The organism is Brevundimonas sp. 374 (assembly GCF_900102995.1).
In the GTDB taxonomy this organism is placed as follows: Bacteria; Pseudomonadota; Alphaproteobacteria; order Caulobacterales; family Caulobacteraceae; genus Brevundimonas; species Brevundimonas vesicularis_C.
On record NZ_FNKT01000002.1, the window covers coordinates 207,635 to 221,479 of the forward strand.

The window sequence follows — 13,845 nt, forward strand, 5'->3', positions numbered from 1 at the left end:
GCTCAGATCAGTTCCACATCCACGTGGTGGCGCGCCTTGACCAGATCGTAGCGCGCGGGAATGGCTGGCGGCGGCAGGTCGATCATTCGCTGCACCGCCAGGCGTCCACGCTCGATCATGTCGGCCGGCACCGTGACCTCGAACTGCATGTTCAGCAGGCAGTCGTGGATGTTCTGAAGCGTGATCCGCTTCATGTGCGGGCACAGGTTGCACGGGCCGATGAACTGCACGCCCGGTACGTCGCCGGCCACGTTCGAGGCCATGGAACATTCGGTGATCATCACCACCTGTTTGGGCCGGCGCGCTTCGACATAGTCGGTCATCGCCGCCGTCGAGCCGGCGAAGTCCGCCGCCGCCAGCACGTCCTCAGGGCATTCGGGGTGGGCCAGGATTTCGGCGCCCGGATAGGCGGCGCGCATCTCGGCGATATCGCCGACCGTGAACCGCTCGTGCACCTCGCAGCGGCCCTTCCAGGCGATGATCCCGACCGTCGTCTGGGCCGCGACATTGCGCGCCAGGAACTCGTCCGGGATCAGGATGACGCGGTCCACTCCCCATTCCCTGGCCGCCCATTCCACCACCTGAACGGCGTTGGCGGACGTGCAGCAGATGTCGGTCTCGGCCTTCACATCGGCGGTGGTGTTCACATAGGTCACGACCGGCAGGCCCGGATAGCGCTGCTTGATCAGCCGCACATCCGCCCCCGTGACTGATGAAGCCAGCGAACACCCGGCGCGCAGGTCGGGGATTAGCACGATCTTCTCGGGCGACAGGATCTTGGACGTCTCGGCCATGAAGTGAACGCCCGCCTGAACGATCACCCTCGCGTCCGACCGCGCGGCCTCCTTGGCCAGCCCCAGGCTGTCGCCGACATAGTCCCCGACCCCGTGGAAGATCTCGGGCGTCATATAGTTGTGGGCCAGGATTACGGCGTCGCGTTCGCGCTTCAGCCGATTGATTTCGCTGATCAGTCGCGCCTGCGCGGGCCATTCCAGCGGCGTGACGTGGTCCTTGACCTTGGCCCACACCCCCGCGGTTTCCCGCTCCAACTCTTTCGTCAGACCAAAGGCGCCGTCAGCCATGATCATCTCCATACCCTTATGCTCACATTTAGCATAAGCAGGCGCAATGTAGGCCGATGCGGGCGGTGTGCAAGAGGAAATGCAGTACTCTTCCTGCAAGTCATCTATGACTGCGATTTGCAAAAACCGTTCCCAAGTGGATGGATATCGCCTAGATGGCAGCCCACTTCTTTGCCGCCAAGCGCCTATTCACGACATTTCCATGCAGGATACCATCCGCCGCATCCTCACCGCCCGCGTCTATGACGTGGCGGAGGAAACGCCCGTCGACCCGCTGCGCCGCCTGTCGGCCCGGCTCGACCGGCCCGTCCTGCTGAAGCGCGAGGACTTGCAGCCGGTCTTTTCGTTCAAGATCCGCGGCGCCTACAACAAGATCGCCGGCCTGTCGGAGGACGAACTGTCCAGGGGCGTCATCTGCGCCTCGGCCGGCAATCACGCGCAAGGGGTGGCCCTGGCGGCCGCACGTCGCGACATTCCCGCCACCATCGTCATGCCCACCACCACACCCGGCATCAAGGTCGCGGCCGTCCGCGCCCTGGGCGGTGAGGTGGTTCTGTACGGCGACAGCTTCGACGAAGCCTATGCCCACGCCCGTGAACTGGAGAGCCGTACCGGCGCGGCGTTCATCCATCCCTTCGACGACCCCGACGTCATCGCGGGCCAGGGCACGGTGGGCCTTGAGATCGCCCGTCAGCACGCCGATCCGATCGAAGCCATCTTTGTGCCTATCGGCGGCGGGGGCCTGGCCGCCGGGGTGGCGGCGATCGTCAAATTCCTGCGGCCCAAGACCCGGATCATCGGCGTCGAGCCGGTGGATGCCCCGACGATGAAATCCGCCATCGATGCGGGTCAGGTCGTGACCCTGAACGAGGTCGGTCTGTTCGCCGACGGCGTCGCCGTTCGTCGAGCCGGGACCGAGACATTCCGCCTGTGCAAGGATCTGCTAGACGAGATCGTGCTGGTGGACACCGACGCCATCTGCGCCGCAATCAAGGACATTTTCGACGACAGCCGCGCCATCGCCGAACCCTCCGGAGCCGTCGCGCTGGCCGGGCTGAAGGCCTGGGCCGCCGCCCATCCCGGTAGCGGCAGTCTGATCGCCGTCAACTCGGGCGCCAATCTGAACTTCGATCGGCTGCGCCATGTCGCTGAGCGGGCCGAGATCGGCGAGGGCGCCGAGGCCCTGCTGGCCGTGGCGATGAAGGACGACCGCGACGACTACCGTCGGTTCCTTGACAGTCTGGACGGTCGTTCGGTCACCGAGTTCAACTATCGCTGGGCCGGCGACGGTCAGGCGCAAATCTTCGTCGGCGTCGCCCTGCGAAACGGTCCGCCCGAGCGGGACGACCTGATCGCGGCGCTTCGTTCCGGCGGCTATGCGGTCGAGGACATGAGCGACAATGAGACCGCCAAGCTGCATGTCCGCTACATGGTCGGCGGCCGCACCGTCGGACTGCCCCACGAACGCATCCTGCGCTTCCAGTTCCCCGAACGCCCCGGCGCCTTCCTGCGGTTCCTAAACAGCCTGCAGCCCGCCTGGGCCCTGACGCTGTTTCACTATCGCAACCACGGCGACGACGTCGGCCGGGTGCTGGCGGGGATCAGCGTGCCGCCCGAGGAACAGGACCAACTGACCACCGCCCTGGCCGATCTGGGCTACCCTTACGTTGATGAGACCGCCAATCCGGCGTGCCGCCTGTTCCTGGACGGCGCGTAACTACGTAGTGCGCCCTTAACCGGGCGTTTGCGGGCGCGGATGCATAGGGACAGGCCTACGGAGCTCGTCATGTTCTCGTTCAATCGCCTGTCCATCGCCCTGAAGCTCGCCGTCGTGGCGGGGCTCGCCATCGGCGCCTTGATGATCGTCGCCGCCATTGGCGTGACGGCCTATTCCGGCGCGATCGTCCGCGACATGGCCAGCCGATACGCCGAAAGCGCTGCGCAAGAGGCCTCGCAAGAGATCCGCAACGAAATCGTCTCGGCCGGCACGGGCGCCAAAACCCTGGCGGCAACCCTGGGCGCCGCACGACAGACGGGCCTGACCGACCGCGCCGCCTATATGGCCTTGGTCAAGCCGAACGCCGAAGCCACCGACCAAGTGATGGGTGCCTGGTTCATGGCCGCCCCGGACGCCGTCGGCGCCGACGCCGCCCACATGGGTGATGCGGCGACCAGCTCGAACGTCAACGGACGACTTTCCATCTACTGGGTGCGCCGCGACGATCAGATTTCCCTGGAGCCCGAGGCTGACGGCTCGGACTTCGAACAAGCCTATTACACCGAGCCGATGGCCAGCGGCGCGCCGGTCGTGGTCGAGCCCTATGAAGAGAACATTGGCGGCGGCAAGGTCGCGATGACCTCGGTCGCCTATCCGGTGCGCGCCAACGGCCGCATCATCGGCGTCGCGGGCCTGGATATCACCCTGGCCAACCTGTCGCAGCGCTTGGCGGCGATGAAGCCGCTGGGCACGGGCCGCGTGACATTGGTGTCGAACAAGGGCGTCTGGGTCGCGCATCCCGACGCCGCCGTGCGAGGCCAGGCCTATGCCGACGCTGGCGCGGACATCGTGCGCAACGTCATCGCCAAACGACAGGCCCAGGCGGTCGAGGGCGTCAGCGTGAACGGCGAGCCGGTTCGACGTCTGATCCAACCCGTGGTCTTACCCGGTCAGAAGGCGACTTGGGCCGTCGTGCTGGACATCCCCGTCAAGACGATCGAGGCCCCGGCGCGGCAGTTGGCCTTGATGCTTCTGGTCGGCGGCGTCCTGATCATCGCCGCGATCATCGTCGCCCTTTTGATCACCAGCGACCGTCTGATCCGACGCCCGCTGGCGCGTCTGACCGCCGATGTGCGGACCATGAGCGACGGACGCTATGACATCCCCGTCGCCGGTGCGGACAAGGCCGACGAACTGGGCCGGATTGCGCGGGCGCTTGAGGGGTTCCGGCTCGAGCTTGGGGACGGACTGGCGCGGCGCGACCAGCAACAGCGCGAACGTGCCGCTGCCGAGACCGACAGTCGCCGGCACGCCGAGGAGACCGAGCTTTTCGCCGCCTCGCAAACGCGCGCTGTCGAGACTTTGGGCGAAGGTCTGTCGCGTCTCGCCGCCGGCGAACTGGCCTGGCGGATGCCAGAGGCGGGCTTCACCGCCGACACGCGTCGCATCCCGGAAGATTACAACGCCGCCCTGCATCAGTTGCACACGACGATGACCGGCATCTGGACCACGGCCCAGTCGATGCGCGGCGGATGCCAGGACATCGCCGCCGCCGCCGACAGCCTGTCGCGCCGCACCGAGCAGCAGGCCGCCGGTCTGGAGCAGACCGCCGCCGCGCTGGACGAGCTGACGCAAACGGTGCGCAGCAGCGCCGAAAACGCCGAGCGCGCCCGAGACATCACTCAGGCCGCTCAGGCGGCGGCCGACAGGGGCGAGGCCGTCGTGCAGGACGCAATCGGCGCCATGTCGGAGATCGAGCAGTCCTCGACCCAGATCAATCAGATCGTCGGCGTCATCGACGAGATCGCCTTCCAGACCAGCCTCCTGGCCCTGAACGCCGGCGTGGAGGCCGCCAGGGCTGGCGAAGCCGGGCGCGGTTTCGCTGTGGTCGCTTCCGAGGTGCGGGGCCTGGCCGAACGGTCAGCCAGCGCCGCAAAAGAGATCAAGGCGCTGATCGCCCTGTCGCAAAGCAATGTGCAGCGCGGATCCGATCAGGTGTCGCTGACGCGCGATAGCCTCAGCGCCATCGCTGTCCAGGTCGCGGAGGCCAACGCCCTGGTTCGCACCATCGCCGCCGCGACGCGCGAACAGTCGGTCGGCATTGGCGAGATCAATGTGGCGATCAATCAGATGGACCAGTTCACCCAGCAGAACGCCGCCATGGTCGAGGAATCCACCGCCGCCAGCCACGCCCTGACGAACGAGGCCGGCGAACTGGAGGGTCTGATCAGTCGCTTTGATCTGGGTCAGACGGCGCAGTCGAGACACGCCGCCTGATCAGGGGACGGGCGTCACGCACAGCGCCCGCCTGTCTTCACGCCTTGTCGATGGCGGCGGCGATCTGATCGCTGGAGTGGCCCGTCAGGTCCTTGGCGATCTCGCCGACCAACTTGGCCTGAAGGTCCTTGCGCCAATGCTTGCGCAGCTCGCCCAGCGTCTTGGGCGCGGCGATCACCAGCAGTTCGTCGATCTTGTTGGTGACCGACCATTTGTTCAGCACCTCGGCGACGCCCATGGCGAAACCGTCCTCGGCCTGGGTGTCATTGTCGGGGTTCGCCTCATTGGATCGGCGGCCGGCCGAACCCGACACCCGATCCGCGATGGCCGGGGTTTCCAGCGGCGTCAGCTTGATGTCCGAGGCGTTCGTGTTCTTGAACAGGGCCAGCTTCTCGCCATCAACCACCGCCACCAGCGCGCCATTGGAAAGTTTCATCGTCGATACTCCAGTGTGTAGGGACCTGGACAACGAACCGGGACGCAGGCCGTTGCCTCACGCCGCCGATCCCATAGTGTCGCGCGACAAAACCGCCGGGAGATGAACCATGCCTGACGTCCTGCCGCTGGACCGCCGCCGCCTGATGGCCCTGGGCGCATCAAGCGCCGCGGCTGCGATCCTGCCGGGGTGCGCGACCATGACGGCTGCATCGCCGCGCCAGTCGGTATGGACCTTCGATCGCCTGGCCGACATCGGGGGGATCGAGACCCGCGTCGAGGGCGCGCCGGGCCTGATCGACAGCCCCTTTGGCCGAGCGATTCAGTTCGACGGCGTGGACGACGCCCTGTTCATCGATCAGCATCCGCTGACCGGGGCCGAAACCTTCACTTTCGAAGCTCTTTTCCGACCCGACGGCGGCGCCTTCGAGCAACGCTGGTTTCATCTCGCCGAAGAGGCGCCAGCCGGTCAGCCGCCGTCGCAGACGCGCTTCCTGTTCGAGATCCGCGTGGTTCGGGACCGCTGGTATCTGGACGCCTTCACGCGCGGCCCCGGCTACAACCACACCCTGATCTTCCCCGAGCGGCTCCATCCGTGCGGACAGTGGTTCCACGTCGCGCAGACTTTCGACGGCGTCCTGTACCGGGCCTATGTCGATGGGGTCCTGCAGGGCGAGCACCCGGTGCAGTTCAAGCCGCAAGGGCCAGGCCGCGCCTCGGTCGGTTGCCGCATCAACCGCGTGAACTACTTCAAGGGCGCGATGCGTCAGGCCCGCTTCACCCATGCCGCCCTGCCGCCTGAACGGTTCACGCGGGGCTAACGACAGGCGCTGCGCGCTAAGCCTCGCCAAATCGTCCAGGTTGCGCCTATGGTCAGACGATTGATGGGGAGCGAAAAATCATGCTGAGAATTTTGGCTGCAGCACTGGCGCTTTCGACGGCTGCTTTGACGACGCCGCCTACGCCGGCTCTCGCGGCGGCCAGAGCCGCTACGCCACAGATGTCGCGCCAGGAATCCCGAGATCACGACCTTTTCGTTCAGGCCAACACCGACTTTCAACGACGGGGCTATCCCGCTCTCGCCCGGCGTCTTCCCGCGCTCCGTCAGGCGCTGGATCGGATGCCTGCGGATTATGGACAGTTGGTCGAGCAAGCAGGCCAGCACGTTGTGAGAGTCTCCGATCCCGGCGACGTGCTGATGATGATTGTCGGCCTATCGGCAGCCGCCGGCAAGGATGGAAGCGGCGCAAAAGGCGCGACGGCCCTGCCCAATGTCTACGGCGACATCGCCCTGATGCTCGCTTCGGAAGCCGTCGAGGCGCGTCGGTACGAAGAAGGCATCAGCTATCTAGATCGCGTGCTGAAGGTACAGCCGAAAAACTGGTTGTTGCTTGTCGAAAAGGCCGCCGCTCTGCAGGGGTTGAGACGTTGGAATGACGCCCTGGTTCTGGCTGACGCCGCATTGGCGGACGACGATATGCTGATGCTTTTGCATCGCGGCCCATTCCATCGCCGGCGCGGTTTCAGCCTGATCGAACTAGGCCGATTGGACGAGGCGAAGGCCGCTTATGAGGCCGCGCTTAAAATCGATCCGGACGACGCAAACGCCAAACGCGAACTGGAATATATCGCTGAACTGAAGGGTGGCGCATCGCCTACTGCGCCCCAAGTGCTCTCTCCGCTCTCGCCGACGCCTGCTCCACCAATCCGCTAGAGCAGCCGACCGCCCGCTTCATGCGCCAGAAGCCAGCGTTTGCGCTCAAGCCCGCCCGCATAGCCGGTCAGGGTCCCGTTCGCTCCGATCACGCGATGGCAGGGCACAATGACGCCGACCGGATTGGCGCCGTTGGCCAGGCCCACGGCGCGGACGGCCTTTGGCGCGCCGATGGCCACAGCGAGCTGACCGTAGGTGCGGGTCTCGCCGGTCGGAATGTCGCGCAAGGCCTTCCACACCGCGCGTTGGAACTCCGTACCGCCGGTGCGGACCGTGATGGCGTCGAAGGCGGTCAGGTCGCCGCCGAACCAGGCCTCAACCGCCCGGCGCACCGGCTCCGGCGCGCGGCCTTCGGTCAGCACGACTTCACCGTAGTGTCGACGCAGCAGCAGGCGCAGACGGGCCTCGTAGTCGTGGAAATCAAGCGCCCGCACCGCGCCGTCGGCGTCGGTGACGACCAGCACCTCGCCGACGGGGGACGGGATGCGATCCAGGGTCAGATGCATGTCAGGCTGCTCGGTCATTTCGCCGTTCCTCGCTCAGGGCCCAGTAGAGTGCGCCGTAGGCGCGCCACGGCCGCCATCGCTCGGCGCGCGCCAGCAGCGCGGCGTCCGTCGTCGCCAACCGGTCGCTGGGCGCATCCTCGCCGGCGTCGATCCAGTCGCCCGCAAGCCTTAACCCCGAGCTCGCCCTGATTGCGGCGTGCAGAACGGGATCGGCCGACAGGTCGCGCGTGATCGCCTCGGGATCGGCGGCGAGGTCGAACACCCGCCGCACCCGCGCCAGCACGCCCGGCAAGGCTTTCAGATTGTCGATCCGCGCCTCGACCGCCGCCTTGCCCGGTTGGGCGGGGCGCACCGTCACCGCACCCTCCGCGCCATCCACGTCGGGGCGTAGCCGCCGAGCCCAGACGCCATCGACAATCGCCTCGCCCGCGACGCCGCGCGTCGCCAAGGTCGTCATCATGGCGTCCCAGTCATAGGGCGGACGATAGGACAGACCGATCTTGATCATCCCGCCCGCTTCGGCCTCGACCTTGCGACGCCGCAGGTCGGACGGTGCGCGACCGTAAAGGGTCTGAAACGTCTCATTGAACCGTCGCACGCTGCCGAAGCCCGACGCCATCGCCACCTCGGCCATCGACAGGTCGGTCTCGTGGATCAACTGTTTGGCCAGCAGCACGCGCCGCGTCTGGGCCACGCTGACCGGGGCCGCGCCCAGGTGCTGACGGAACAGGCGGCGCAGCTGCCGCTCCCCCATGCCCAGCCGTGTCGCCAGAGCGTCCGTGTCGCCGATATCCAGCGCGCCCGCCTCGATCAGCGCCAGGGCCCGGCTGACGGTGTTGGACGTGCCGCGCCAGGCGCCCATTTCCGGCGCCGTCTCCGGCCTACAACGCAGACAGGCCCGTAAGCCCGCCGCCTCGGCCGCTGCTGCGCTGGGGTGAAAGACCACATTCTCGCGCTTCGGCGTCCGCGCCGGGCAGACGGGCCGACAATAGATGCCGGTCGAGGTGACGCCGGTGAAGAAACGCCCGTCGAAACGGGCGTCCCGCGCCACGACGGCGCGCCAGCAGGCCTTCTGATCCAACAGCTGATCCATGCCCGCAGGATGCGCCGCCGGCCCGACGATGTCTCGCGGTTTTCGGACATGGATCGGATCAGTCTCTCAGGAAGAACAAGGCCTCCACCGTCGTGTCCAAGGCCCGCGCCAGTTCCAGGGCCAGCACGGTCGAGGGCACGAAGACGCCGTTCTCGACCGTGTTGATGGTCTTGCGCGAGACGCTGGCCTTGTCGGCCAGCCCCTGCTGCGTCAGGCCTGCGGCGGTGCGCGCCTCCTTCAGCCGCGAGCCGAGCCTGGGATCACCCATCGCGACCGGCCTCGCGATCCAGCCAGGCGAATCGCAGACCCGCTGACGCCCCGCCCAGCGCCAGGACATAGGGCAGAGCCAGCACGCCATAGTCCGCGCGCCACAGACCCAGACCCAGCGCTACGGTCACCCCGCCCATCAGCACGACGAAGGCCAGGATCATCGATCGCGCCCGCAGCACCTGCGTCAGCTCGTCTTCCATTAAGCGGCGATTTTTCTGCGCATTCCAATCCCAGCCCATGACGAGCACGGGAATCAGCCAGCCGTACAGAACCGGCAGCAGGATCTGCACATAGGCGCCGAGGTTGTGGTCGCCGCCCAGGACCCTCTGCATGGCGAGATGCGCCTGAGCCATGAACAGCAGCAGCACCAACGGATAGAGGACCAGCTGTTGCGTACGCCCCCGCTGCAGCTTTTCGCGGCGGGCGCCGTCACGGCTTTCCGCCACATCGATCGGCTGACCGGGGCGGCCGCACCACGCCATCATGGCGCCGATGATCAACAGCCCGAAACCGAAGCCGGCCGCCACGCCCGCGGTCGTCGCCTGATCGCCCTCCGTTCCATGCATGAGCGCGAAACCGGCGCCGCCGGCCAAGGCGGCGGCGCCGATGACGAGCATGGCGACGCCGCCCCACCAGTATCGACGCCGGCTCGATTGCACCCGCAGAACTGCGGCGTTTTCGTCCTTGTTCACAACTTTCTCCTGAAGTAACCTTGAGGTTACATATCACCTATAGGTTACACGCCGTCAAGAGGGGATGTCGCCTTATCGACCGACGACCAGTCGCGCCGCCGCCCGGATGACCCGCACCACCTCTGCGGCAAAGGCCCAGACGACCACGACCATCAGGATCGTCGCCACCCCGCCGACATCGTCGCCGGAGCGGCCGATCAGCACCCGAATCCGATCCACGAAATCGGTGACGCTGCCGACCCAGATCAGCGGCGACAGCGCCGACCAGAACCAGACCCACAGCAGGCCCAAGGCGGCGGCGATCCCGAAAGCCAGGTCGCCCAGCGCCGTGACCCGCACATTGCCGCCCGACGCCGCTCGCATCAGATCGAAGCCGATACGGCAGGCGGCGAACAGGGCGACCGGCCAATAGGCGACCCGCACCATGTCGGCCAGAATGCGCCCGTAATCGACGCCGTCGACGACACCGGCCAGTTCCTCCGGCCGGATCGGCGCCACCTGTAACAGGCCCGTCCACCACAACAGCACCACGGTCCAGCCGATGGCGCTGGCCACCGCACGCGCCACGGGCGACATCTCGGCGCTCTTGCGCACGGCGCGGCCTGACTTGGCCTGACCCATGTTCCGTCCCGACCAGTCGCCGTTCGCCAGCTTCTGTCCCCACTGCTCGGCGTCGAAATCGCCACCCAGCTCGAACAGGCCCAGATCCTTGACGCGCCATTTGGCGATGAAGTCCGGCTTCTTAGACTGACGCTCCAGCACGAAGCCGACGGCGGTGAGCAAACCGACGACCGTGATCGCGCCGCTGATCAGGCTGGAGATCCCCTGCCCGATCGCCTGGCCCACATAGACGTCGCCGACCATGACCCGCACGGCCAGGCCGATCAGGGTGACGGCCGCCATCACCGTCAGCCCGACTTTCAGCCCGAACATCCACCACGGATAGAGCTCAGGCCCGATCAGCGCCTGCGGTCCTGCGCGATAGCGCGCCGCTACGCTCAGCGGGTGACCGACTTCCCGCAGCAGGCCCTCGACCTCGTCGTCGGTGGGCGCCCGGCCCAAATGCGCCTCCAGCGCCTCCAGACGCCCCATGATCTCGTCGCGCAGCTCGGCGACGATGTCGTCACGGTTGTCCTTCCGCAGCTGGGCCGCCACGGCCTTCAGATAACGTTCGACCAGGTCCATGCCGGTCTCTCCCTCTTTCCCGATGTTCACAGCATCTTCTCCAGCGAGGCCGACAGGCCGCGCCATTCCACAGCGAGCCGTTCCAGCATCGCCTCCCCGCGCGGCGACAAGCGGTAAAACCGCTTCTTGCGCCGCTCCTCCTCGCGCCATTCGCTATCCAGCAGCCCCTGGCTCTCTAGCCGGCGCAGCAGCGGATAGAGGGTGCTCTCCTCCATCTCGACCCCGACCTCGCCCAAGGCGACCCGCAGCGAATAGCCGTATTGCTCACGCCTGAGGCTCGCCAGCACGGCCAGGATCAACGACCCCCGCCGCAGCTCCAGCCGCAGGCTCTCGAACAGCAGCGCCTCGTCGTTCTCGCTCACCCACCACCTCCGTACGCCACATAGTGTGTGACACACAGTGTATGGGACATACTGTGCGAGGGTGTCAAGCTGAACCGACCGCAACTCAGCGCAACTCAGCGCGCTATGGCGAGACACGCCCTCACTCACTAAGTTCTGTTCATGAACCGTTCTTCGACGCCGAAGCCCGCCGCCGCCAAGCCGGCCAAGCCCGTTCACGTCCCAAATCCAGGGGTGCAGGAGGCCTCGGCCGCCTTCATCCGCGACACCGGCAAGATGCCGATGTTCGCCCCGGTCGCCGGGCCGCGCCTGACGCCGGAGGAGCCGGTCGCCGCGCCCGCCGACTGGGTGCCGCACCGCCCCTCGCACGAGGGCAAGAAGAAGGGCGGCCGCTTCCGGCTGGAGACCAAATACACGCCCGCGGGCGACCAGCCCGCCGCCATCGCCGAATTGGTGGCCCAGGCCCAAGCCGGGGACCGCGACCAGGTCCTGCTGGGCGTCACCGGCTCGGGAAAGACCTTCACGATGGCCAAGGTGATCGAGGAAACCCAGCGCCCCGCCCTGATTCTGGCGCCGAACAAGACGCTGGCGGCCCAGCTCTATTCCGAGTTCAAGTCGTTTTTCCCCGATAACGCGGTAGAATACTTCGTCAGCTACTACGACTACTATCAGCCAGAGGCTTATGTTCCGCGTACGGACACGTACATTGAAAAGGACTCAAGCATCAATGAGCAGATTGACCGTATGCGGCACTCTGCGACGCGGGCTATACTAGAACGAGAAGACGTCATTGTTGTGGCGTCGGTGTCCTGCATCTACGGGATCGGGTCGGTTGAGACCTATACGGCGATGACGTTCACGCTGAAGGTGGGGGACCAGATCGACGAGGCGAAGCTGCGGGCGGATCTGATCGCGCTGCAGTACAAGCGCAACGATCTGAACTTCGACCGGGGCATGTTCAGGAAGCGGGGCGACGTGATCGAAATCTTCCCGGTCCACCTGGAGGACCGGGCCTGGCGCATCAGCCTGTTCGGGGACGAGCTGGAGGCGATCCAGGAGTTCGATCCGCTGACGGGCAAGAAGACGGCCGATCTGAACGAGATCACCGTCTATGCCGCCAGCCACTATGTGACGCCGCGCCCGACGCTGAACCAGGCCGCCGCCGGCATCAAGGCGGAGCTGAAGGAGACGCTGGACTGGATGGTCGAGAACGGCAAGCTGCTGGAGGCCCAGCGGCTGGAGCAACGCACCCGGTTCGACCTGGAGATGATGGAGGCCACCGGCAGCTGCGCCGGCATCGAGAACTACAGCCGCTGGCTGACCGGCCGCGCGCCGGGCGAGCCGCCGCCGACCTTCTTCGAATACATCCCCGACAACGCCCTGCTGTTCGTGGACGAGAGCCACGTCACCATCGGCCAGATCAACGGCATGTTCCGGGGCGACTACCGCCGCAAGTCGACGCTGGCGGAATACGGCTTCCGCCTGCCCTCCTGCATCGACAACCGCCCGCTGAAGTTCGAGGAATGGGAGGCCATGCGCCCCCAGACGGTACACGTGTCAGCCACCCCCGGCCCGTGGGAGATGGAACAGGCGGGCGGCGTCTTCGTCGAGCAGGTCATCCGCCCCACCGGCCTGATCGACCCGCCGGTCGAGATCCGCCCCGTCTCCGGCAAGACCCGCAACCAGGTCGACGACGTCATCGACGAGGTCAAGGCGACGACGGCCAAGGGCTATCGCAGCCTGGTCACCACCCTGACCAAGAAGATGGCCGAGGACCTGACCGAATACATGCACGAGCAGGGCATCCGCGTCCGCTACATGCACTCCGACGTCGACACGCTGGAGCGGATCGAGATCCTGCGCGACCTGCGGCTGGGGACGTTCGACTGTTTGATCGGCATCAACCTGCTGCGCGAGGGTCTGGACATCCCCGAGTGCGGCCTGGTCGCCATCCTGGACGCGGACAAGGAGGGCTTCCTGCGCTCGGAGACCTCATTGATCCAGACCATCGGCCGCGCCGCGCGCAATGTGGACGGCCGCGTCATCCTGTACGCCGACCGCATGACCGGCAGCATGGAGCGCGCCATCGCCGAGACGGACCGCCGTCGCGAACGGCAGATGGCCTACAACGCCGAACACGGCATCACGCCCGAAACGGTCAAGCGCGACATCAAGGAGATCATGGACAGCCCCTATGAGTCGCGCGAGATGGATCGCCTGACCAAGCCGGGCGTGGCCGAAGCCTCCAAACCCTTCGTCGGCTCCAACTTCCAGGCCGCCCTGCGCGACCTGGAAGGCCGCATGCGCGAGGCCGCCTCCAACCTGGAGTTCGAGGAAGCCGGCCGCCTGCGCGACGAGATCAAGCGCATGAAGCTGATGGACCTGGAGTTCGCCAACGAAGCCCTGACCGGCGCCGGCGAAACCGTCGACAAGTCCGCGCCCAAACGCTGGCGCGCCGAGGCGGCGGCGGAAGCGCAGGAGCGGTTCAGGAAGGGGCGGCTGTAAGCCGACTCCGCGAATCACTTCCGATCAA

General features: G+C 66.5%; 13 protein-coding genes. 5 read left to right on the plus strand and 8 right to left on the minus strand.

All coding sequences use genetic code 11. The annotated features are described in order from the left end of the window. Positions 1 to 2: 2 nt before the first annotated feature. Positions 3 to 1,094 (minus strand): quinolinate synthase NadA, encoded by a 1,092-nt coding sequence (gene nadA, locus BLR19_RS08400; protein WP_176758309.1) that lies wholly within the window; start codon positions 1,092 to 1,094, stop codon positions 3 to 5. Between the two features lie 190 nt (positions 1,095 to 1,284). Between nadA and ilvA the strand changes: the two genes are divergently transcribed. Then, positions 1,285 to 2,799 carry a threonine ammonia-lyase, biosynthetic gene (ilvA, locus tag BLR19_RS08405; RefSeq protein ID WP_091749622.1) on the plus strand — a complete coding sequence of 505 codons (1,515 nt, stop codon included), beginning with the start codon at positions 1,285 to 1,287 and terminating at the stop codon, positions 2,797 to 2,799. A gap of 69 nt (positions 2,800 to 2,868) precedes the next feature. Further along, positions 2,869 to 5,076 (plus strand): methyl-accepting chemotaxis protein, encoded by a 2,208-nt coding sequence (locus tag BLR19_RS08410; RefSeq protein ID WP_091749625.1) that lies wholly within the window; start codon positions 2,869 to 2,871, stop codon positions 5,074 to 5,076. 37 nt (positions 5,077 to 5,113) lie between these two features. Here the strand turns inward: BLR19_RS08410 and BLR19_RS08415 are convergent, their stop codons facing one another. Next, positions 5,114 to 5,512, minus strand: coding sequence for a host attachment family protein (locus tag BLR19_RS08415; protein WP_091749628.1), 399 nt, complete (start codon positions 5,510 to 5,512; stop codon positions 5,114 to 5,116). 109 nt (positions 5,513 to 5,621) lie between these two features. On the opposite strand from BLR19_RS08415, the gene BLR19_RS08420 reads away from it, so the two are divergent. Next, complete coding sequence (locus BLR19_RS08420; RefSeq protein ID WP_091749631.1) at positions 5,622 to 6,332, plus strand: LamG-like jellyroll fold domain-containing protein; 711 nt, start codon at positions 5,622 to 5,624, stop codon at positions 6,330 to 6,332. 80 nt (positions 6,333 to 6,412) lie between these two features. Next, the gene (locus BLR19_RS08425; RefSeq protein WP_091749632.1) at positions 6,413 to 7,225 is read left to right on the plus strand and encodes a tetratricopeptide repeat protein; all 813 of its coding nucleotides are present in this window, start codon (positions 6,413 to 6,415) and stop codon (positions 7,223 to 7,225) included. On the opposite strand, the gene BLR19_RS08430 is transcribed toward BLR19_RS08425, so the two are convergent. The 6 genes from BLR19_RS08430 to BLR19_RS08455 form a co-directional block, all read right to left on the minus strand. Further along, positions 7,222 to 7,749: a methylated-DNA--[protein]-cysteine S-methyltransferase gene (locus BLR19_RS08430; protein ID WP_091749635.1), complete on the minus strand. Its 528-nt coding sequence runs from the start codon at positions 7,747 to 7,749 to the stop codon at positions 7,222 to 7,224. The genes BLR19_RS08425 and BLR19_RS08430 overlap by 4 nt on opposite strands. After that, positions 7,733 to 8,812, minus strand: coding sequence for a bifunctional transcriptional activator/DNA repair enzyme AdaA (locus BLR19_RS08435; protein WP_255366554.1), 1,080 nt, complete (start codon positions 8,810 to 8,812; stop codon positions 7,733 to 7,735). The genes BLR19_RS08430 and BLR19_RS08435 overlap by 17 nt, the downstream gene beginning before the upstream one ends. Before the next feature lie 70 nt (positions 8,813 to 8,882). Beyond that, complete coding sequence (locus BLR19_RS08440; protein WP_017504712.1) at positions 8,883 to 9,092, minus strand: helix-turn-helix transcriptional regulator; 210 nt, start codon at positions 9,090 to 9,092, stop codon at positions 8,883 to 8,885. Continuing rightward, a complete protein-coding gene (locus tag BLR19_RS08445; RefSeq protein WP_091749641.1) occupies positions 9,085 to 9,786 on the minus strand; it encodes a hypothetical protein in 702 nt (233 codons plus the stop codon). Before BLR19_RS08445 ends, BLR19_RS08440 begins: the two co-directional genes overlap by 8 nt. A gap of 72 nt (positions 9,787 to 9,858) precedes the next feature. Next, a complete protein-coding gene (locus BLR19_RS08450; protein WP_091749644.1) occupies positions 9,859 to 10,971 on the minus strand; it encodes a hypothetical protein in 1,113 nt (370 codons plus the stop codon). Between the two features lie 26 nt (positions 10,972 to 10,997). Next, the gene (locus BLR19_RS08455) at positions 10,998 to 11,333 is read right to left on the minus strand and encodes a PadR family transcriptional regulator (protein ID WP_091749647.1); all 336 of its coding nucleotides are present in this window, start codon (positions 11,331 to 11,333) and stop codon (positions 10,998 to 11,000) included. Positions 11,334 to 11,474: 141 nt separating this feature from the next. On the opposite strand from BLR19_RS08455, the gene uvrB reads away from it, so the two are divergent. Beyond that, entirely contained in the window at positions 11,475 to 13,817 is a 2,343-nt protein-coding gene (gene uvrB, locus BLR19_RS08460) for an excinuclease ABC subunit UvrB (RefSeq protein WP_091749650.1), read from the plus strand. Positions 13,818 to 13,845: the final 28 nt, after the last annotated feature.